This window comes from Hymenobacter sp. GOD-10R (assembly GCF_035609205.1).
GTDB lineage: Bacteria > Bacteroidota > Bacteroidia > Cytophagales > Hymenobacteraceae > Hymenobacter.
The window spans coordinates 18230-36794 of record NZ_CP141189.1 but is presented as its reverse complement, the minus strand read 5'-3'; the positions used below and the strand labels follow the sequence as shown (position 1 = coordinate 36794).

Sequence of the window (18565 nt, the reverse complement as noted above, 5' to 3'; positions counted from 1 at the left end):
TGCCCGGGAATAGTTTTTTATCAGGAAAATCTTTCCTGTTTGCCAGCGCCTCGCGTAAGCTCATCTTAAGTTTACGGAGGCTGCGCAGGGTTTGTGTGTGCTGTAGCTTAACTAGTTACTTTGCTGCCTTTTGCCTGTCCGGTTACTGTTCGCCCCTACCCCAACCTCTATGGATTTTTCAATTGCCTGGAAGCAAATCAACCAAATGGGCCGCGACTTTATGGCCCTGCTGCCCAACCTGCTGTTTGGGCTACTTGTCTTCGTAATCTTCTTGTTTGCGGCTCGTGGTGTGCGCTCACTGGTCGAGCGCATTACTCACAACCGCCAGCAGAGCGAGAGCCTTAAGATACTGCTGAGCCGCCTGGCCTACGTGGCCATGCTCATCCTGGGCATTCTCGTTACGGTCACCATTATTGTGCCCAGCTTCACCCCGGCCAGTTTGGTGAGTGCCCTGGGCATCGGCGGAGTAGCCATCGGCTTTGCCTTCAAGGACATCTTCCAGAACTTTCTGGCCGGCATTCTGTTGCTACTCACCGAGCCATTCAAAATCAACGACCAGATTACCTACAAGGACTATGAGGGCACCGTGGAGTCGATTCAGACCCGCGCCACGACTATTCGCACCTACGACGGCCGGCGCGTAGTAATCCCGAATGCCGAGCTGTTTATCAACGCCGTAACCGTGAATACAGCCTACGACAAGCGCCGCCTGCAGTACGACGTGGGCATTGGCTACGGCGACGACATTGCCACTACCCGCCAGCTGATACTGGAAGCCATGCGCGGCGTGGAGGGGGTGCTCACCGACCCCGCCCCCGACGCCATTGTGGTGGACCTGGCTGGCAGCAGCGTCAATATCCGCGCCCGCTGGTGGATAAACCCGCCGCGCCGCGCCGACGTGATGGACGCCCAGGATAAGGTGCTGGAAGCCATCAAGAACACGCTAACCGCCCACGGCATCGACCTGCCCTTCCCAACACAGCAAATCCTGCTACACGACCAGACCGAAGCTACCGACGGCAACCGTAAAATGCAACGCGAAGGCTGGCCCGCCGGCCAAGGCGAAGTGCCAAAATCGCGGGCTGCAGTGCAGCAAGCAGCACCGCCCACCTCACCAGTTGCCTAAGGTCCGAACTACTTGCGGTGGTTTAACTAAGCTGCACAGAGTTGGGACGTAGTTTTAAAATGGGATTCAAATTGGTTGGGCGATTGGTAGTCGAGGGCGGAATGCCGATGCTCGTTGTTGTAATAGGCGAGATAATGGCTGATTTCCAGGCGCTTCGCTCAAGTTGCGGAAGCTGCCGCCAGCGAGCAACTCAGTCTTGAGCCGGCTCCAAAATGAATCGGGGTGGGCGTTATCGTAGCAGTTGCCGCAGCAGCTTATGCTTTGCACGGCCTCGTGACGGGTCAGTAAGGCCTTAAAGTTGATGGCAGAGTACTAGCTGCCTTGCTCCGAATGCATGAGCAGGCCCCCGGCTATTGCTTAGCTTATGACCCAGCCATAACGATAGACAGCAAAGTTAGGGTATTTGTTGAAAAGGCCCTTAGCCAGCTCGCACTAGCCAAACACACTTTGCCGAGTGCCCTACTAGCTGCTTGCCGCCGAGCACGCCATAGCCCCAAGACATTGCTCCAGTAACAAGCTGTAATTACATAGCTCTCAACAGGTTATTGTTCTGGTGCTTATCTTGGGCCATGCAGGCAGCACTCGGCGATATTCTCTTTGCCTTTGTGGAAGGCGACCAATTGTGGCTTAGTCCTACTTATCAGAAACAGGAAGGCTGGTGGCAAGTGCCCTTGGATGTACGGCAACTACGGCGTAATAAAGCGCTGGACTACGCCCAAACGTTGGTGGAAGCCTACCTGCGGGTTCATCCAGGGGAACAACACCGCGTGGGCCCAGCGCGCATTCTGACTATTCTCTTGGAGGCACTCGACCCGCTCACAAAATAGGCGCTACGGCGTAGAGGCGGGGGCTCCTACGACACGCCGGTGAGGCACCGAATGGAGCAGAAGGCTAGGCATCGTGGCCGCTGTTCGAAAGTGCTACCTTATTAATCAGCTCAGACATTCATCGCCGCATAATGCATCACCTCTGGTCGCGGAAGAGTGCATGAACTAAACAATATTTTAGCAAACTTTCCCAAGAGCGGCGCGCTGTTTGCACATCTCCGCTCCATGAAAAACGCTCTACGTTCCGTGCTTTTTTCTTTTATCCTGCTGGAGTTACGCGAGCCCCGTTAAGAAAGTGCTGCCACCACTGGCCAAGCACTTAGTGGAGGTGCGCGTTACGGACCAGAAACGGCTTGGGGCTAGACTTATCGCGGGGGCAGGAAAAGCTGTTTATCATGTTTCAGCGCCTGCACACCCACATGAAGGGCACGGGCGTGGGTCTGTACATGGTCAAGCGCATGGTCGAGCACGCCGGCGGGCGCATCAGAGGTGCGCAGCCAGCACGTTCACCGTGTCGTTTCCGTTGCCGGAGCGCACGATGTGTTGACGAAGCGGCTACCCCTAAATACGCGGCGGCGTGGCGGCAGCGGTTGTCCCCTGTCGCTGGTTTTAATCTTATAACGGTCCCTTGTGTGCATTCCCCGGCCGAAGCCCTGGCTCCCTTGTTTCTCTCACCCGGCTTTGTGTGAGCAGCCGGTCAAAACTACGTACTTATGCAGGGAAGAACACGTAGTTGTTCGGGGCAGAATACGTAGTACCCGCTCTGACGCTGGCGTATAAACAAAGATGAACGATCTTTCAACGGAAGCCGCCCGGCGCCGAGCCATTGCCTGGGCCACGGCCTTGGCCACCAACACCTCGCTCTTCCCCCAAGCCTACGAGCAAGGACTGCTCGATGAGTACGCGGTGGGCGCCCTCTCCTTGGAGCAGGTGCTCAAGCTGCTGGAGGAGCGCGTCCAGCACGTACTCTACCGCAGCCGGGCCACGCAGGTCTTCAGCGAGCAGCAGCTTAGCGAGTTGCTGGCCGAATCACGGGCCTGGAACGAGCAGCACGGCATCACCGGGCTGTTGTGCTACAGTGACCGCCAGTTTGTGCAGTTGCTGGAAGGCAAGGCGGGTCCGGTCGACTTGCTCTACGCCCGCATTCAGCGCGATGCTCGCCACCAGCAAGTGACGACGTTGAGCCAAGCCCACAATGCCCAGCGCTTCTTTGCCGATTGGCAGATGGGGTTCGTGAGGGTGGAGGCGGACGAGTTTCACTGGGTGTTGACCGGCTTGGAGCACCCGAGCGACAACGCTTCGCTCATCGAGCAATACGTTAAAGACCCGCACTTGCGCACCCTGCTGCAGGCCTTTAGTCAGGCGTAATTATTAGCATTGGTTCAGCGGGTTGTCGTGGCGCACCAGAAGGCTACCTGACCGCGGCCCTTCCCTGTGCCCTACCTACTACTTAGATGGCCTCCTCTCCTGCAAACCCCACCCCCCGCCCCGATCTATCGGCCTTCCGCCACGTGCTGCAGCACCAGGGGGTGCATGCGGCGCTGGGCTACTTGAATCAGGGCACCACGCACCGCTATACCGGCGTGTTTCGTTTTGACGGGCAGCAGTCGCGCAACCTCGTGCTCTTTGACCGCTATGATGCCCGCGTGCGGCAAGGCAAGGCGGTGCCCTTAATCGAAGCCTTCTGTTCCCTGGTGGGGAGCCAGCGCGAGTCGTTGCAGATTCTCAATGCGTTTACCGACCCGCTGGCCCAGCAGGTCGACACGTTGGTCGTCTCCTCCTGCGGGGTGGTCATCTACGACGCGCAAGGGTACCTCTACGGCACCTTGTGCCACTACGATTTTGACTTGTGTCAGCAGATCCCGCTGAACCTGCACCTGCTGGAAGTGGCCGCTCCGCTGCTGTACGAAACCTTACAGCGAGCAGCCGGGTGACTGGCCAGCGTGCTGCCAAAGGCCGGCCCTGGGTGGCGGTCGGTACGCAGTGCCTGATTGAGCGCCTAGAATAAAATATACCAAAATAGCCGGCAGGAAAGCTTTTAAGAAAAGAAGAGCAGCAGGTTGAGCAATTCTTGTTGGTGCTCTACTAGCGGGTTCTCGTCTTGCAGGATTTCTTCCAGCTTCTGCAAGTGGGCTCGCAGCTGCTGGCGGGTAGGAACGGGCGGGCGCAGCTGCCGCAATAGCGGCTGAGCGGGCGCAGGCGGGCGGACGGGCCAGTCTTCGGCGGGCCAGGCCTGCACCACGTAGTCCAGTTGCTGGGTGATGCGCCGTAAGCGTGCCCGGTAGTAGGGAGCCGTTATCGACAAAGAAAGCAACTGCAGGCGTAAGGTGTCAAGAATAGCGACTAAGTCAGCAGGCATACGATAGCAAGGCAATGGCAGTACCTACGTACTTAGCCTAGCCGCGAGTTTTTGCCCGACCCTCCTGGTAGGATGCGCTGCTGTATCGGCAGGACTAGCCCTTTCACGGGTTGCGTCTGCTTATGGCGGTGCAACGGTTAGTTGGTAAATCAATAATATAGTTTTAATTTAATATATTCACTGCAGGTTGTCGACTGCCAGAATTCTGCTACGCCAGGGGCACCCCTGTGTATAAAGTTAGCTTACTACTATGCGTGCCACGATGCCACCTGTTTACCATTATTGCCGCCTTGCGCACAGGGGCTGCGTCATTTTTCTCTTGGTGCGCTTGAACGAGCAGCAGCAACCGAAAACGACGTTCTACATTTTCCACCGCCCCGATCACGGGCCCGCGTTGGCCCATGGGTTTTATCGCGATCTAGGCTCCCTGCAGCAAGCTGAAGCGTCCCTGAAGTCGTGGGTCGAAGCCTACCACCGGGCCGAAGTGCACAGCATTCAACGCCTAGCTACCTAGCAGATGAAGTTCTTGTTACGCTCCGTAGGGGACGCCACAGTTCCGCTGGCGCAGACAAGTAGCTGATCCTGAGCGTCAGCGTCAATACACCGGCCGTAAGAAAAGCCCGGCTCAGCGAGCGCGGGCTTTTACTGAATCTATACGGGCACCTGGATCAGCGCCGGGCAATCTACGCCGTCACGTCTATTGCGGATTGGCGCGCAGTCAATCGCACTTCATTCGTAACGGTAGACTTGTCCGTTTAACTTAGCGGTAGCTGGCCCACGGAGGAGTGGGTAGTATCCTAGATGGACTTGCGATGAACTCTGCTTACGGGACAGTTGAGGTACGACGCGCTAGTGATCCGGCTCGCCTGGCGCTGGGCAGTACGACGACAGTGGGCTTCGCGCGGCGACCCGTCGCGCTCGAGGTGCCCGGGTGCGTGCGGGCACCAGGTCCCGCGCAGATAGCTCACTATTTCAGGGCACAGCGGCACAGCCGGTATGAATTGCGACCAGCCTTCGCCTTGCCCCCTGATTTTTCGTTCTGCAAGGCGTAATCGAGGTTCTTCTAGTCTGGCTACCTAGGCAGTAGCCGGTTACTGCCTGTGCTGGCTCCAGCCCTTGTTAACGCTGCTTCGCCGGCGTACTGGGTTTGCCAAAATGGGTATGGCGAAGCCATTCGTACGCCGTCGCGCCCTCGTCAAACGTTGCGATAAAGGGCTTTTCCGAGTGTTGAATAAAATCGGAAATGACCGTGTTGGTCTGCCAATCCCGGGCATTGATCCAGGCAATAACGCCAATACCCGCGTCTGCTAATTGAGGCAAATAGTTGGTACTAACCCATTCGCTGATTCCATTCCAGCCGTCCAGGGCCTGACTGCTATCACAGAGTAGTTTGAGATAAGAGACGTGGCGAGCCTGCTGTAAAATCACGGCACAAGCGGCCAACGAGGTCGCCTTGCTTTGCAGGCCACTCCATTGCGCGAACAACCAGTTATTCTCCGAATCGTGGCACAACGAAAAACTAGGGGATTCATGTAAGGTTTTTACCATAGGGGTGGGACTTGAATAATGACGTATAAGCCGCTAAAGATTGCAGTACTTTTTAAGGCACTTTGCACAATTCAATGAATATCACGGCTTGATAACTAAGTAGTTAGTGAATGTATCGTATTAGTCTTGTACGAGTCATTCCTCGCTATAAAAATATATGTATCCTCGGTGGGCAGTATGCTAATTGTGAAGCTGAGAGGCCTGTATAACAAGGCCTGCCTCGCGGTTATAGCAAGTCCCAACTGGGCGTAAAAAAAGCCATTCGCTACCTGCGTATAAGGAATGCACTTAGCTCACGATTCTAAGAGCACTCCTACTAACGCAAAAAGAAGATCCTCTCTAAAAGCAGGATTAATAAGCCAATAACGAACTATTGCCTTCAGGGTAAGCACCTCGTAAGCCACACTTGGCCACCACCTGGCTGTTGGTGCCGCATCAGGCTAACTTGCAGCGCTTGCCGTAGCGGTTGGTGACCCATTTGTTGCATGACAAGAGCTGCGTGTCGCCGAAATTGTTCCCCTAGCCACGCAGCCGTGCGCTCGCTCCCCCAATGCGCCCCCAGTAAGTAGGGCACGTCCCCTTCCCAGATCACAGTGGTGCCCGCCGGGAGTTGTACTACTAAGCACACCTCGGCCACGGAAGCACTATCCTCCACAACCACACGAAGAATCAAGCTAGTAGGCGGCATAGTCGGGCAAAAGAAGAAAAAATGAACCCGGTTTTACCGCGCCCCCTCTTCCGTCAGCACGTGGCGCCTTGAGTATACGAACCGCAAGCCCAGCGGAGAGACCCAGGCTGCTGATTTCAGGCTAGTCAGACAAGTGCTCACCGGTCGATGGCCAACGCCAGGTCCGTCGGCTCGGCACGGGCGACTCATTTGGGAGGCATGCGATCTAACGGTGGGCGGTAGGCACTACGAATGACCTGGTTTAGGTTAACTAACATACCGGGTGAGTGAGCTGAATACCTAGCTCAATAAGTAACTTTCGTAGCTGCTCTGTTCCACGGATGGTGACCAAAAAGCCTCGTCTCATTCCGCCAGCCGCTTTCTGCAAGCCCCTTCTAGTGCCGATCGCCTAGCCGCTCCAGCCCTTTTTGTTCGGTAAAGAGTCTGGGCAAGAGCGATTTCGTTTACGACCCGCTAGTAGCCGGTGGCCCAGCGGTAGCGCTTATTTTCGAGTCGAAGCCTCCTTTTTACGGGGGAGCTCGTACGTGACAGCACGACCTGTTCTTATGCCTCTCTCTTCGCTACCCCTTGCCCCGCCACCGGCGGCGGAAACCCGTTTAGTGGCGCGCTTATGCGCCCGCGACGAAAGCGCCATGACCGCGTTTTACGAGCGCTATGGTTCTACCCTCTACCGCCGCATTCTGCGCTTGGTGCGGTGCCCCGCCACCGCTGAGGACCTGTTGCAGGAGGGTCTGGTGAAGATCTGGCACGCCATGCCCGACTACGACGCGGCACGTGGGCGCCTGTTCAGCTGGAGCCTGACGATTTGCCAGCGCCGGGCCATCGATCACCTGCGCTCAGCCCCGCATCGCCTCACCTGTCGCACGGTCTGGGACGAGGAACACGCCGCGCTCCATCAACTGCCCTCGACCGGCTCGGCCGAGTATCTGGGCGTGCGCGAACTGCTGCACGCCCTGCCGCCGGCGTACCGGCGCGTGTTGGAGCTGCGCTTTTTTGAAGGCTATACCCAGCAGGAAGTAGCCGACTACTTGGCCCTGCCGCTGGGCACGGTGAAAACCCGCAATCGGACGGCGCTGCAGCAACTGGCCGGCCTGTTTCGCATTCCGTTGCCCGCTTGACCCTAGAGGCAATAGCGTTTGCCGCTGGTGGTCCGTTCACCCTTTAATACTGGGTACGTACCCACTCAGCGTTTCGCCTCTGTTGCGCGTGGCGGCCGATCCCTGCTCCGAGGGCGGCCTGTTCACGCACAAAGCCCAGGTGACGTTGCTTGATGCTCCGCAACACGCCCGCAGTGGCAAGAGCAGCTCCCCGCACTGCCTTATCCGGCACTGACTGGGTTGTTCGATGCTAGTCTAGGGCGAAGTTAAGTAGCTACTTCTGCTACGAACGACGCGTACAAGCGTGCCGCAAAACGTCATCGTCACCCAACCGCCATCAGCACTTTTGGCTTTGGCTGTAAGGTGCGTCACTTCGCCGACCGCAATGTAGTGGACGAACCGGACGAACACGTTGTCCCGGGTCGAGGAGTTGTGAAGTACCCTCGTGGCTGTTGCAGAACCCCAATAATAGTATATAAACCGTATATACTACCCTCTATTATCTGAAAACAGAAGCGCTAAGCAAGCATTTTGCCTGTTTTATGCGAGAGTCGTAGCAAACTAAACTACGGCCTGGAGTTCTGCAGTAGCCATGGTGATTTCCAACATGTGAAAAGGGGTTACTTTAGTTGATTTTTCATTCGCTAGTCAGACCGTAGCGGTGGTACGGCTCGAAAGACCCTCTGTAAACATGAACTCCTACCAATCAGCACTCACCGGTCATTTAGACCTCTTTGTTGGCCATGACGAAGAAGAGGTTGCAGGCGAAAGGCAGCCAGGGCAAACCATCTTAATTCACGGCGATCCAGAGGGCCTCAGATCGTTTGCCCAGCTGTTGCTCCGCTTAGCTGACCGCCAGCAAGAGGAGCTCTCAGCCCTCCCCGTTGGCGCCCGAGAACACGTTTCCCTGCGACCCGACTTAGATCTCAGTCACAGCTCGGTGGAAGTCATTGTCGGCAGGTTGGACGCCAAGGGGACCGGCGAGTTCTATGACCGTTACGAGGCGAAAAGCGGCTTAGAAAAGAGTAACTTATGATAAAGGGGAGCCTATTTCTAGCCAAAGTACCAAAAATGCCGCGCTCCGATATAGGACCGTAATCATTACTTTTCCGAGACTTTAGTTAGAAGCAACATTACGTTAATCAGCTTTTCCCAGAAAGCAGCCCGTTTGTCAGCTAGGTCCGTTTCTTGCTTTTGTCTAGTTATTGCCAAGACTGGCCCATGGTAGTGCTTGGTCTACTCTTCAGTACTTATAGCCGGGAAAGCCTCGATCAGCAACGACCTGCATGAACTACAAACTTCTAGCTTCCGGCTGGACCAGAACCGTCGTCATTTTACTCGTGCTGGCCGCTCTGGTAAATGGCTTTGGCATTCTCAACACCCTGGTGAGTCTGCAATACGAACATTTTATGAGGCACTAGCAAGGTGTACTGATAAACAACGTTTTGAAGCTTACCGTAATTTCTCGCCCCGTTGTAACGAGAACCCCAAGAACTCGAGAGCATCAAAAAGTGTGGGGCAGTTGGGTTGAGCAGCTATTAGAAAAAGCGGTGCCGACAATGATCAAGAATAGGTGAGCGCAACTGCCCCACACTTTTTGATGCTCTCTTCTTACAACTTCGGTCCCCGCCGCTGAATCTGCTGGCGCATCAAGGGTGCCAACGTGTTCGCTTTGCTATTCTGCTTCAACTGATCATTCCAATCATTGGCGCGCGACTTGTCCAGTTCCAACCGCGCGGTCATCGGGTAAGCTGTTACCAAAGCCTGGTTAAAAAAGGCCAAGGTTTCGAGGCGCTTAGGAACATGAAAGTGATAGCTGTTCTCTGCCTGCTTGGCCGCAATGATCAACTCACTGGTCAGGGTATTGGAGGTGGCTGGCTCGCGCCCTGCTACCTGATAATAGCCCTCCGTAATCCGTTGATTGTAGTTCCTAGCTAGCTGATGCAGGTTCGCAAAGTACTTCTCTTGGTCCGAGTAGATACTGATGGTGAGCAGTCCGGGCAGATTGCGCTCGATACGCATGGGCGTGGACTCGTGGGCTAGCCCTGCAATCAGTCGTGTGTCGAATATATGCCCCTCCAGGTTGTTATCAAAAGCTAGCTTCACTGTTCTCAGGTTCTGATTTTCCACCAGGCGCTTGATCTCGGCCACCTTGTTATCCGTCAGATTGCCCGACGTCGATGCGTACATGGTATTATTGGGCTGCTTCAACTGAAAGTGAGAGAGGCTATCAATGGCGCTCTCCGACACAATAAGCGTGTGCGTCTTGGCCCCGCTGTTGGATATCCACAGCGCCGACGAATTCAATGAATCAGCCGCCTGCCCCTTGAAGCCGTTGGCCTTAATTTCCAGACCTACAATCTTATCCTTGTAGAGCTGCGGGAAGGCGGTGTTTACAAATTTGTACGAGTGGCCATCCTTGCTTAAACCTTCATGAATGTGGTTCAGGATTCGGCCGGCAAAGCAGCTGTTGCTTAACGTCTCTTCGCTAAGTCCACGGCTAAGCAAGTAGCGCTTATCAGTTAGGGGGGTGGTCTTTAGTAGGAAATCCGGCACATACTGATCACCCCGTTTGACCGGCTCAATACTCGCCTGCAGAATGGGGCTTGCTTGCCGCTGCTGCTCGGGCAAGTTCAGAAACCGCTTTGCGTTGTCGATGACGCTGGCCCAAATGCCCTTGCCTGCGCTGGCCACAATGCCATCAATGCGCGGATTCTCAACACGGTATTTAAGAAAGTCAATGACGCTACCCTTGTCCCGATCATCGGCTCGGCTGAAGTACAGATAATCCCCTGAGTTCGCCTTGTAGATAATGACTTGATCTAGGTTTGGGTTGCCTCGGTAATCAAAGACGTGAAACTTGCCTTTGTCGAGCGAAGGGCCGCTCTTGGCTCGGTTGTGCTGATAGCCCAGGTGCAGCACTAAGTCAATTAGATTGAGGTCCTTCTTGACTTGGGTGAAATTAAGCTCAGGTTCGCGGGGCTGTTGCATGAGCGCGTCCAGTTAATTGTTGCATAGGTGTGTGGGTCGGGTTAGGTACTAATAGAAAATCAGTCCCCGGTATGAGCAGGAACTGATTTCCGTATTCAAAACAAGCGAATTATAAGCGAATTCTTGACCGTGGAGCTTCTTGCTTGGCCTCCTGCTTAATCTCCTTCGCAACATGGGGTGTGACATCCCGAAAGTTTAGCTGGCGCTTCACCGGATCAATCTGCACGGTCGCGTCAAAGAGCTGGTTCTTACTATTGGTCATGCCTTCTACTTTGGTCGGCTGGCCCTCCAGTAATAGCTTCTGCTGTTCAGAAGTTAGTTTAATACCTAGCACCTCCTTGGGTAGTATCATCCCCTCGCGGCGCACGGCTACCACTCGGTTCATATCCTTGTCGATGGCCACGTAAGCAGCAAAGGTTTGCCCTTTGCCATCCCGGAAGCCATCAGCCAACGGCACTACCCCATCACTAACGAGTTGCTGGCGCATCGCTGGGGTAATCTCTTTGCCTAGGATCTGCTCAGGAATTATGAGCTGGTGCTTCGGCAAGTCGAATTGCAAACTGGGAGCACCGACTTCGTCCCGCTTGAGCACCAGCTTGGCCGCAAACGGCACGGCTTCGCCTTGTTCATTGCGTAAGGAAAAGGAAGAGATAAGGTCGGTCTTTTGGCCGCTCAGTAGCTTTTGCAACTGCCCTGATTTCTCCAGGTCACTTACCTGCACACCCATTTTAGCGAGTGTTTCGGCGGGGACATCCTCGCGGGTGAAGCCTTTAACTTGATTACTTACGGACTGCTGATGCAGTTCTCTGGCTTTCTCCATAAGCGCAGGACTTAACAAGGCAGCTGCTTTCTCCTGAGTCTGTGGCGGTACTTTGGCTGGTTGCTCTACGGGAGCTACGGACACGGGTGCAGCAGTCGACTTGGCTGGCATCTGCTGCACCCGCGCGGCTGAGGCCAGCGACTCCTTCACGACTGCTGGCTTTTGCTCAGGCTTTGGTGCATGCTGCTGTGCATTGGCAAAGTTCTCGGCAAAATTACTGACAAAGCTTACGATCACGCCGTTACGCACCGTGATATTAAGTAGCCCTGCACCATCCAGCGTGTCACTGGCCTTGCGCAAGTTCTTTGCTTCAGGCAGTTTTTTTAACGTTGGGTCTTTCTCAATTACGTCCCAAATGTTTTTGAGCACATTGCCTACCGAGTCGCCTTTCAGGCTATCACCAGCTACGCGCTGGGCCGGTTGCGGACCAACGGCTACCCCGATAATTTTAGCGGCTTCTTCGAGCTGGGTAGCTGCCACCTCTTTTCCGCTTTTGCGCAAGGCGTCAGCTACCGGTTGAGCGTTGGTGATAAATTCATCACGCACCGTATCAATGTTGACTAGGGGCGCTTTCTTCGGGGCCGCTGCTGGCCCTGTGGTTTGGGAAACCTGCTGTTCTCCAGCACTTGGTTTAGGTTCGGTCTGCTCAATCATGTCACTGTTAGTAAATGAGTTATACCACCTGTCCACCGTCACGGGGCCAGCACAAACAAATATAATAATTTGCTCTTGTGATTATGACTATTTAATAACAGTATTATTTAGTAATCGTTAAATCATAATTTGCTGTTTATTGAATGAGTGATTCGACTAACGTATCCACCTCTTTACCAATCTCTTCCTTGAATGTGCTAAGCTTTTCAACTATGTCACGTGCATCAACGACCTTGGTATTCTGAGAAAGCACCCGCTTCGAGACGGTGGAATTATCGGGCAGCAATATCCAGCTGATATTGTAGCCTCGGTTATGATAGAACAGCAGCACTGTTATCAGCGCCTCGATGCTGCCGGCTGCAGCTTGTTCCAAGCGTGCAACTTGGTTTAAGGTGAGTCCGGTTTCGGCCGCCACCCTACCCTGCGTCCAATTTTCTTCATCAGGCGCCGCTAGTTCATCCCGTAGGAGAGCCATCCGCTTACCAATCTGCTTACTGTTCATCATGCGTTTGCCTTTTTGGTGTTGATTAGATGCTGCAAATTCGGGTCTCGTTTTATCCTATCCAATTCTTTGCTCACGATAGAAGCAATATCTTCCTTGATAGATTTATAATTATCTCGGATTATCGCATCCATTTCATCCTTTCCAGTCTCGGGATTGATAAAGCTGGTGATGTCGGGAATCTCTTGGTAAGCAGCTTCTTCCTTCTTGAGCTTGGCCACGTCAACCATAATTTGGGCGTGAAACACCTTCTGCGGTATCTCCTGCCCGAAATTGTCGGCCACGGCTCCTACAAATGTGCCTTGGCTAAGATTAGAAATCGTACTCGCGGGAATCATGTTGCCCAGCTGCGTCGAGATGCTGCTGCTCGTGTCTCGGCTGTTGATGCTCACGCCCTGGCGTTGCTGCACGATTTGCCCGAAGCGTTCCGACAAGGACTTGGCACTGGCCCCCGTTAACTGCCCAGAGATTACATTGCCCACTAGCTCCTGGATGGCTGTCGATTCCAGCTTACCATAATCCCGATCAAGTAAAGCTTGGGTTTGGATGCCAAGACATGTAGACACCCGGTTGCTGCGCGCCTCCGCAATCAAGCTATCCAGGCCCCGGAAGTAGATGGTGGGTAGCTCATCGACAATTAGCGACGACTTCAGTTTGCCGGGAGAGTTCACCAGTGCCACCATGCGCGAATTAAACAGGCCCAGTGCCGCGCCGTAGACGCCTTTCCGTTTGGGGTTATTGCCCACACAAATCACTTTGGGCGCTTCCGGGTTGTTGATATCAAGAGTAAAGTCATTACCGCTCATCACCCAGTACAAAGCTGGTGATGCCATTTGAGCCAAGGCAATCCGAGCCGAGGCAATCTGCCCCGAAAGCTGTTCCATGGCCTCATCTTCATACGCATCAACGAAGGGCTTGACGTAGTTTTCGATCTCGTCATAAGCACCTAGGATCGGGAACATTTCCTCATAATCTCGCGCCAGGAATTCGATCGTATGCGGGAAGGTGCAGTACTTGCCACCCTCGTAGAGCTTCAAAAACCAGATGATGGCCGCCACGAAGTTGATCGGGCTTTTGACAAAGAAGTCATCTTGCTTCGCTATCCAAGTGCGGTTTAAGTTCAGCATGATTGTCGCCGCAGACTCAGTGGCATCAATAATATCCGTCATCATCGAAGGCAGCAAAGGGTTACCTCGATGGCTCTTGCGGGGATTGTCAGGATCAACCACAAAGAACTGCACCGGTACGGCATACTTATCCTGGTGCTTCAGCAGCTCATTGTACACGACTAGGGTCAAGGAAGGAATCTTGTAGTCGTACACGTACATCGTGAATCCTTTCGCTATATGCTGCTTGATAAACTGGAGGATCACTGCGTACGATTTACCAGAGCCCGGCGTACCATATACCACCGTGGCGCGGAACGGATTGACGATGTTCACCCATCCGTTATACCGCTTGCCTTGGTACCAGTAGGTCGTAGGTAGATTAACGGAGTACTCGTTTTCTAGCTTCCGTTGCTCCTGGGGGAAGCTTTCGTTGGCCGTATTGAAAATGTCGTTCCTTAAATTCAGGCTGAGCATGCGGCTTATCTGTATGCCGCCCCTGAGTATGAGCAAGAAGCCTAGAACCGTTGTGCTGGCGTACAATCCGGTTATGACCGTGGGGGAATAAGCAAGGTCTAGCACCCAGACGTTTCCTAGGAAAAGCAAGGCACCAACTACCACATAGGCGATGATGGGCGGCCACGTCTGCTTATCATTCGGCTTGCCCCTGGTGGCAAAGCAGGTCATGGCCAGGCAGAGTACCGCAGCACCCTTAGTGACGTAAGGAGACCTAAACAAAGCGGTCTTTGTACTGAAGCGCGTGAAGATGTTTTCGACCCAGGGAGCCGTTAAATGATGCTCGGTGAAGAATCCAAAGCAGTAGTAGTACAGGTGCAAGGCCACTAGAAATGCCCCGATCACAAGCGTCATATTGACGATCATGCGTAATCCTTTTTCGTCTTCCATGGGTGTTGTAGGTTGGGTGTGCTAGACTTTAAAGTTTTGGACGCCGACGCTTGCGGCGCACGCTGTTTTCATTGCGTTCGGCATCATCCATAGTCGGCCCGCCGTGGCTAGCTGTTGTGTCTTCTAGTCGCACAAAAGGCCCAGCACTAGTGCTCGTCTCGTCGCCCACTAGACCACCGCTGGCGCTGGCTGTAGCAGGCGCGAATGGGGTGTTACTGCGCAAGGCCTCGCGGCCGTACTGACTGAAGTGCTCACGCAGCTGTTTGGCCTTGATGCCGATCTCGGTGCCTTTTACATTGCTGCCTTCGTAGCGGAAGCTGCTGCCCACGAGCACGCCCTTGCCATCCCGTTTTAGGTAGGCTTCAATCTGCTTCGCGCGCAGGTGTTCTACTAACTGGTCGACGGAACGAATAGCCTGATCTGCTAAAGCTGCGCTGAGCACGTCGCGTACGTAGCCGCAGGTAACTTCCTTCTGCGGGTCAAGGTCTTTGGTGCTCTGCCGGCGTGAGGGCAGCGGCGCCATCCCCAGTTGCTCCCGAATCTGACGGGTGGCCTTCACGTTCCGGGCGTAGTTCTGGTCCGTGCGCAGGGCTGGCCCGCCATCGGTGGGCACCCGATTGATGTAGATGTGAATGTGGGGGTGCTGCTTATCCTTGTGCTCAAACACGGCGACTTGATGCCGGTCGAGGCTCGCCCCCATCAGCTCACAGTACAGGGCCGCTGCCTTCAGCTTTTGCTCGCGGTCAACTATTTCCTCTGGGGCCCACGACAAAACCGTGTGCCATACGGGCTGTTTAATTCGGTCGCTCATGTCGGCTACAGCCCGCATTTCTGCGGCCATTCCGTGCACGCTGTTGCTACCCAAATTAGCTACACTTAGTAGCTCGGACTGCTTGTTGGTGCGGTCTGAACGCAAGCCTGCGCCGTACTCTAAGGCCCCGGTGAAGTCACTTCCGGTGACGGTTTTCGCAATCATTTCAGCGTCTCCAGCAAGCGATTTACCAGCTTATTCAGTTTCTCAGCGCTCACCGAATTGAGCTTGCCCGCGTTAGCTAGGCGCGTGAGTTGGTTCAGATTGTTGGCCGAACCTGCGATAAGGCGGCGTAAATCATTCGGTATTTTCTCCGAAATCTTTTTCCCCAGCGCCGCACGTCGCACATAATCGCCGGTCGTAAGCCCAGCCTTCGTCGCTTTTTGCTCGATGGTTTTCTTATCCACGACCGTGATGCGAAGATTAATGTGGGCTTCTTTGAGCAAGTCGGCTCGGGTTTCGGGAGCCAGTTCAGGCACATCAGTTTCTTCCATGTTGATACTAGGTTGAGGTCTGCAAAAGCAAGACAAGGGGAAATAGCTTGCGTCAATTTGCCCGTTGTCTTTGGTAGCGCGAACCGAAGGTTTGTGCGCACAAAGACATGGCTTGCTGAACAACTTCTACGGGTACTGAAAAGCGAATCTTTTTAGCCAAAACTCAGAGTAGTATACTGAAAAAACCAGTGTCCAAACGGGCTGTTTCGTAGGCACCAAGACAGAGTTTCATGCCTGCTTAACTAGTTGTTTTCATATCTGAATTGATAGATAATTAAATAGTTACTTTGATAGATTGATAGTTAACTACTTTGATAGATATCAAAGTATCAAAGCAGGTAACTATCTAGCTAATTGGTTAAGTATCTAGCTAGATGAATAACTAATGTGATATCATGACCTATATTCATGTACATAATCACCAAAGTAGTTAACAAAGCCTAAAACTGAGTGATGTGATTTATTCATAATCACGAAGTTAAATGTTGTTTTATTCATTCACACTGATAAATTTGTAATCAGTGAAAGAGTGAAATAGCTTCTTTGATGTGTGCAACCGTCATCCGAGTAGTGTTCTTTCCACTAAAACCCAAGTATTCGCATGAGTGCCACTAAGTACATTTCTATCTCGTCTCAGAAGGGAGGCGTGGGGAAAACCACTATTAACATTCTCGCAGCATCCATCTTCCACTTTCTCGGCAATGAGAAGGTGGCCGTGATCGATTGCGACTATCCGCAGCACTCCCTTGAAGGCCTGCGCCTGAAGGAACTGGATCAGCTACAGGCAAACCTCGACAAAGCGGCTGATTTTCAGGCGCTCGGCGTACAGGCTTACCCTATCGTCGGCTGCGAGGTAAAGGAAGCGCTCAGCATCGCCAAGGAAATGAATGGCGAGTTTGACTTAGTCTTTATCGATACGCCAGGCACGATCAACGTGCCTGGGCTGGTGGAGCTATGGAAGATGCTCGACTACGTTTTCATTCCTCTAGAATCAGATGTGCTGAGTGTCGAGGCGACTTTGCCGTTTGCTGCCGCGCTGGAGGCATTCGCCAAAGGCAAGCCAGGCAGCCGCTTGAAACAGTACTACGCGTTCTGGAACAAGCACATTAAGAGTGAGAAACAAGACTTCTACCAGCGAACTGAGGAACTGTTTGCCCAGCAGAATATTCCATTCCTCAAGAGCCGGTTGGAACACAGTGTGAACTATAAGAAGGAAGCCATGCGCTCGACTATGTTCCCGCTATCGAAGGAATATATGCGTCTGGGAATCAGAGGGCTGATTGAGGAAATGGCAGGGATCATTTTTGACGACGGCACGGCCAAAGCGGCAGCCACCGCCACCACCGAAAACAAAGCTCTTTAATAACTCCTGAGCATGGCTACTAAGAACGATTCTCCCGACGTGAATGCTTTCGTTAACTCATTTAAACGCAAGCCGCAACCTGCTATCCCTGCCCCGGCTGAGCCTGAGCCCGAAACGGTTACGGGCACCGATGTAGATTCTACCGCTATGGAAGTTGCTATTGAAACACCCGCCCCACCCGCACCGGTGGAGCGCCCAGCTATTCAAAAACAAACGGGAAGAAAAGAGCAGCCCGCCGAGCAGGAGGAACGCGCTGATTACGCTTCCTTTTTGGAGCCCGTTCGCACTCGCAAAGGCAAGGCGGTCTACGTGGATGAAGACACCCACAATGCCTTGTCTGTCATTGCCAACGCGGGCAGCGGGGCCTTATCTGACTTGTTGATCAATATCGTTAACCATCACTTCGAAACCCACGGGCCCGACATTCGCGCTTTCCTGAACGACCGGGAGAAGCAGAAGAAAAAGCGCCTACCCTACTAGTCCCTGCGCTTCAATGTCCTGATTTACACGCCCTTAATAAGGGTGGGCTAGCCACTGCTTTGCCTTTTTCCCTCATCCAACCTATACCGATATGTTTAAAATGATCTCGTGGCCGCAGTTCCTAGGGGCGCTGGCAGTCCTGACCGTCTTGTACTACGCGTGTGTTGCTGTGCTCTACTATCGAGCGGAGCTGATGGGCTTGCTATCTAGCAAAGGCAAAGCAGCTGGTGACGTAGCAACCCCCGCGCCAGCTGCAAGCTCTGTGCTAGGTAAAAGCACGTTAATTCCCAAGGCAGCCGTGGCAGCCACTCAGGCGCCTGCACCTGTAACGGCTCCGGCTAAGAGCGAGCCAGATGCAGCAGGGGAAGTGCAAAATCAAGTAGAAACAACCACCGCAGACGAGGCGGGAATAGTACCAGAAGAAACGCCGGTAGAAGCATCAAACAAAAAAGTAGAAAATGAAAATGCGATAATTGTTGCGACTGATAATGAAAAATCAATTAAGTTTACTAATGAAAGTACTTCAGAGGCAACCCAGCCCACTAATGATGGGGCTGAAGTTGGGCCTGAAGAGTTAGAAGAAGATTTTACGGTAGGGGTGGAGCAACTGAGCGACTACTTCGACCGCGCTGCCGCAGGTGATATTACCCAAGAAGAACTAGTCGAGGAAGTTCCAGCCCTGGAGAACACCGACCTGCTGGTGGCCTTTTACAAGAACAGCAAACAAACCGCCCAATCCTTAACCGCGAGCCTTTACGCTGGGATCGCTGAGCCCACTACTGACTAAATTTCT

At 53.6% G+C, this 18565-nt stretch carries 22 protein-coding genes; 12 read left to right on the top strand and 10 right to left on the bottom strand.

The genetic code is table 11. The features are described 5' to 3' along the window. The first annotated feature begins 169 nt into the window (after positions 1-169). Positions 170-1126 (top strand): mechanosensitive ion channel family protein, encoded by a 957-nt coding sequence (locus SD425_RS29650; RefSeq protein ID WP_324680758.1) that lies wholly within the window; start codon positions 170-172, stop codon positions 1124-1126. Between the two features lie 26 nt (positions 1127-1152). On the opposite strand, the gene SD425_RS30120 is transcribed toward SD425_RS29650, so the two are convergent. Further along, positions 1153-1269, bottom strand: a complete 117-nt coding sequence (locus tag SD425_RS30120) for a hypothetical protein (protein ID WP_416381054.1) — start codon at positions 1267-1269, stop codon at positions 1153-1155. A gap of 426 nt (positions 1270-1695) precedes the next feature. Here SD425_RS30120 and SD425_RS29645 point away from each other — a divergent pair, with 426 nt between their 5' ends. The 3 genes from SD425_RS29645 (at position 1696) to SD425_RS29635 (ending at position 3887) form a co-directional block, all read left to right on the top strand. After that, entirely contained in the window at positions 1696-1953 is a 258-nt protein-coding gene (locus tag SD425_RS29645; RefSeq protein WP_324680756.1) for a hypothetical protein, read from the top strand. A 786-nt stretch (positions 1954-2739) separates the two neighbouring features. Beyond that, complete coding sequence (locus tag SD425_RS29640; protein ID WP_324680755.1) at positions 2740-3321, top strand: BLUF domain-containing protein; 582 nt, start codon at positions 2740-2742, stop codon at positions 3319-3321. Positions 3322-3407: 86 nt separating this feature from the next. After that, a complete protein-coding gene (locus SD425_RS29635) occupies positions 3408-3887 on the top strand; it encodes a hypothetical protein (RefSeq protein WP_324680881.1) in 480 nt (159 codons plus the stop codon). A gap of 104 nt (positions 3888-3991) precedes the next feature. On the opposite strand, the gene SD425_RS29630 is transcribed toward SD425_RS29635, so the two are convergent. Beyond that, entirely contained in the window at positions 3992-4312 is a 321-nt protein-coding gene (locus tag SD425_RS29630) for a hypothetical protein (protein WP_324680879.1), read from the bottom strand. A gap of 250 nt (positions 4313-4562) precedes the next feature. Between SD425_RS29630 and SD425_RS29625 the strand changes: the two genes are divergently transcribed. Further along, on the top strand, positions 4563-4826 hold the full coding sequence (locus SD425_RS29625; RefSeq protein WP_324680877.1) for a hypothetical protein: 264 nt from the start codon (positions 4563-4565) through the stop codon (positions 4824-4826). A 605-nt stretch (positions 4827-5431) separates the two neighbouring features. On the opposite strand, the gene SD425_RS29620 is transcribed toward SD425_RS29625, so the two are convergent. Next, a complete protein-coding gene (locus SD425_RS29620; RefSeq protein ID WP_324680875.1) occupies positions 5432-5860 on the bottom strand; it encodes a hypothetical protein in 429 nt (142 codons plus the stop codon). 379 nt (positions 5861-6239) lie between these two features. Beyond that, positions 6240-6548, bottom strand: a complete 309-nt coding sequence (locus tag SD425_RS29615; RefSeq protein WP_324680873.1) for a hypothetical protein — start codon at positions 6546-6548, stop codon at positions 6240-6242. A gap of 545 nt (positions 6549-7093) precedes the next feature. Between SD425_RS29615 and SD425_RS29610 the strand changes: the two genes are divergently transcribed. The 4 genes from SD425_RS29610 to SD425_RS29595 all read left to right on the top strand — a co-directional run bounded on the left by SD425_RS29610 (position 7094) and on the right by SD425_RS29595 (position 9066). Continuing rightward, entirely contained in the window at positions 7094-7666 is a 573-nt protein-coding gene (locus SD425_RS29610) for an RNA polymerase sigma factor (protein WP_324680871.1), read from the top strand. 88 nt (positions 7667-7754) lie between these two features. Then, entirely contained in the window at positions 7755-7880 is a 126-nt protein-coding gene (locus tag SD425_RS29605) for a hypothetical protein (protein WP_324680869.1), read from the top strand. A 456-nt stretch (positions 7881-8336) separates the two neighbouring features. Next, positions 8337-8681, top strand: coding sequence for an Imm32 family immunity protein (locus SD425_RS29600; protein WP_324680867.1), 345 nt, complete (start codon positions 8337-8339; stop codon positions 8679-8681). Between the two features lie 250 nt (positions 8682-8931). Further along, on the top strand, positions 8932-9066 hold the full coding sequence (locus tag SD425_RS29595) for a hypothetical protein (protein WP_324680865.1): 135 nt from the start codon (positions 8932-8934) through the stop codon (positions 9064-9066). A 190-nt stretch (positions 9067-9256) separates the two neighbouring features. Here SD425_RS29595 and SD425_RS29590 read toward each other — a convergent pair whose 3' ends face one another. The 6 genes from SD425_RS29590 to SD425_RS29565 all read right to left on the bottom strand — a co-directional run bounded on the left by SD425_RS29590 (position 9257) and on the right by SD425_RS29565 (position 15929). Beyond that, positions 9257-10636, bottom strand: a complete 1380-nt coding sequence (locus SD425_RS29590; protein WP_324680863.1) for a toprim domain-containing protein — start codon at positions 10634-10636, stop codon at positions 9257-9259. Between the two features lie 109 nt (positions 10637-10745). Next, complete coding sequence (locus SD425_RS29585) at positions 10746-12110, bottom strand: topoisomerase C-terminal repeat-containing protein (RefSeq protein ID WP_324680861.1); 1365 nt, start codon at positions 12108-12110, stop codon at positions 10746-10748. Between the two features lie 136 nt (positions 12111-12246). After that, entirely contained in the window at positions 12247-12615 is a 369-nt protein-coding gene (locus SD425_RS29580; RefSeq protein ID WP_324680859.1) for a hypothetical protein, read from the bottom strand. Further along, on the bottom strand, positions 12612-14624 hold the full coding sequence (gene mobC, locus SD425_RS29575) for a conjugal transfer protein MobC (RefSeq protein WP_324680857.1): 2013 nt from the start codon (positions 14622-14624) through the stop codon (positions 12612-12614). Before mobC ends, SD425_RS29580 begins: the two co-directional genes overlap by 4 nt. 28 nt (positions 14625-14652) lie before the next feature. Continuing rightward, positions 14653-15600 (bottom strand): relaxase/mobilization nuclease domain-containing protein, encoded by a 948-nt coding sequence (locus SD425_RS29570; RefSeq protein WP_324680855.1) that lies wholly within the window; start codon positions 15598-15600, stop codon positions 14653-14655. Further along, a complete protein-coding gene (locus SD425_RS29565; RefSeq protein ID WP_324680853.1) occupies positions 15597-15929 on the bottom strand; it encodes a plasmid mobilization protein in 333 nt (110 codons plus the stop codon). The genes SD425_RS29570 and SD425_RS29565 overlap by 4 nt, the downstream gene beginning before the upstream one ends. Positions 15930-16530: 601 nt before the next feature. Between SD425_RS29565 and SD425_RS29560 the strand changes: the two genes are divergently transcribed. The 3 genes from SD425_RS29560 (at position 16531) to SD425_RS29550 (ending at position 18559) form a co-directional block, all read left to right on the top strand. Next, entirely contained in the window at positions 16531-17292 is a 762-nt protein-coding gene (locus tag SD425_RS29560; protein WP_324680851.1) for a ParA family protein, read from the top strand. 12 nt (positions 17293-17304) lie between these two features. After that, positions 17305-17772, top strand: a complete 468-nt coding sequence (locus SD425_RS29555) for a DUF3408 domain-containing protein (protein ID WP_324680849.1) — start codon at positions 17305-17307, stop codon at positions 17770-17772. A 298-nt stretch (positions 17773-18070) separates the two neighbouring features. Then, positions 18071-18559, top strand: a complete 489-nt coding sequence (locus SD425_RS29550; RefSeq protein ID WP_324680847.1) for a hypothetical protein — start codon at positions 18071-18073, stop codon at positions 18557-18559. Positions 18560-18565 lie beyond the last annotated feature (6 nt).

Bases quoted from the DNA above. Each gene is read 5' to 3' on its own strand.
- SD425_RS29585 (WP_324680861.1), bottom strand. From the start codon at position 12,110: ATGATTGAGCAGACCGAACCTAAACCAAGTGCTGGAGAACAGCAGGTT.
- SD425_RS29590 (WP_324680863.1), bottom strand. From the start codon at position 10,636: ATGCAACAGCCCCGCGAACCTGAGCTTAATTTCACCCAAGTCAAGAAG.
- SD425_RS29640 (WP_324680755.1), top strand. From the start codon at position 2,740: ATGAACGATCTTTCAACGGAAGCCGCCCGGCGCCGAGCCATTGCCTGG.
- SD425_RS29570 (WP_324680855.1), bottom strand. From the start codon at position 15,600: ATGATTGCGAAAACCGTCACCGGAAGTGACTTCACCGGGGCCTTAGAG.
- SD425_RS29600 (WP_324680867.1), top strand. From the start codon at position 8,337: ATGAACTCCTACCAATCAGCACTCACCGGTCATTTAGACCTCTTTGTT.
- SD425_RS29560 (WP_324680851.1), top strand. From the start codon at position 16,531: ATGAGTGCCACTAAGTACATTTCTATCTCGTCTCAGAAGGGAGGCGTG.
- SD425_RS29595 (WP_324680865.1), top strand. From the start codon at position 8,932: ATGAACTACAAACTTCTAGCTTCCGGCTGGACCAGAACCGTCGTCATT.
- SD425_RS29645 (WP_324680756.1), top strand. From the start codon at position 1,696: ATGCAGGCAGCACTCGGCGATATTCTCTTTGCCTTTGTGGAAGGCGAC.
- SD425_RS29635 (WP_324680881.1), top strand. From the start codon at position 3,408: ATGGCCTCCTCTCCTGCAAACCCCACCCCCCGCCCCGATCTATCGGCC.
- mobC (WP_324680857.1), bottom strand. From the start codon at position 14,624: ATGGAAGACGAAAAAGGATTACGCATGATCGTCAATATGACGCTTGTG.
- SD425_RS29555 (WP_324680849.1), top strand. From the start codon at position 17,305: ATGGCTACTAAGAACGATTCTCCCGACGTGAATGCTTTCGTTAACTCA.
- SD425_RS29620 (WP_324680875.1), bottom strand. From the start codon at position 5,860: ATGGTAAAAACCTTACATGAATCCCCTAGTTTTTCGTTGTGCCACGAT.
- SD425_RS29615 (WP_324680873.1), bottom strand. From the start codon at position 6,548: ATGCCGCCTACTAGCTTGATTCTTCGTGTGGTTGTGGAGGATAGTGCT.
- SD425_RS29650 (WP_324680758.1), top strand. From the start codon at position 170: ATGGATTTTTCAATTGCCTGGAAGCAAATCAACCAAATGGGCCGCGAC.
- SD425_RS29610 (WP_324680871.1), top strand. From the start codon at position 7,094: ATGCCTCTCTCTTCGCTACCCCTTGCCCCGCCACCGGCGGCGGAAACC.
- SD425_RS29625 (WP_324680877.1), top strand. From the start codon at position 4,563: ATGCGTGCCACGATGCCACCTGTTTACCATTATTGCCGCCTTGCGCAC.
- SD425_RS29580 (WP_324680859.1), bottom strand. From the start codon at position 12,615: ATGATGAACAGTAAGCAGATTGGTAAGCGGATGGCTCTCCTACGGGAT.
- SD425_RS29565 (WP_324680853.1), bottom strand. From the start codon at position 15,929: ATGGAAGAAACTGATGTGCCTGAACTGGCTCCCGAAACCCGAGCCGAC.
- SD425_RS29630 (WP_324680879.1), bottom strand. From the start codon at position 4,312: ATGCCTGCTGACTTAGTCGCTATTCTTGACACCTTACGCCTGCAGTTG.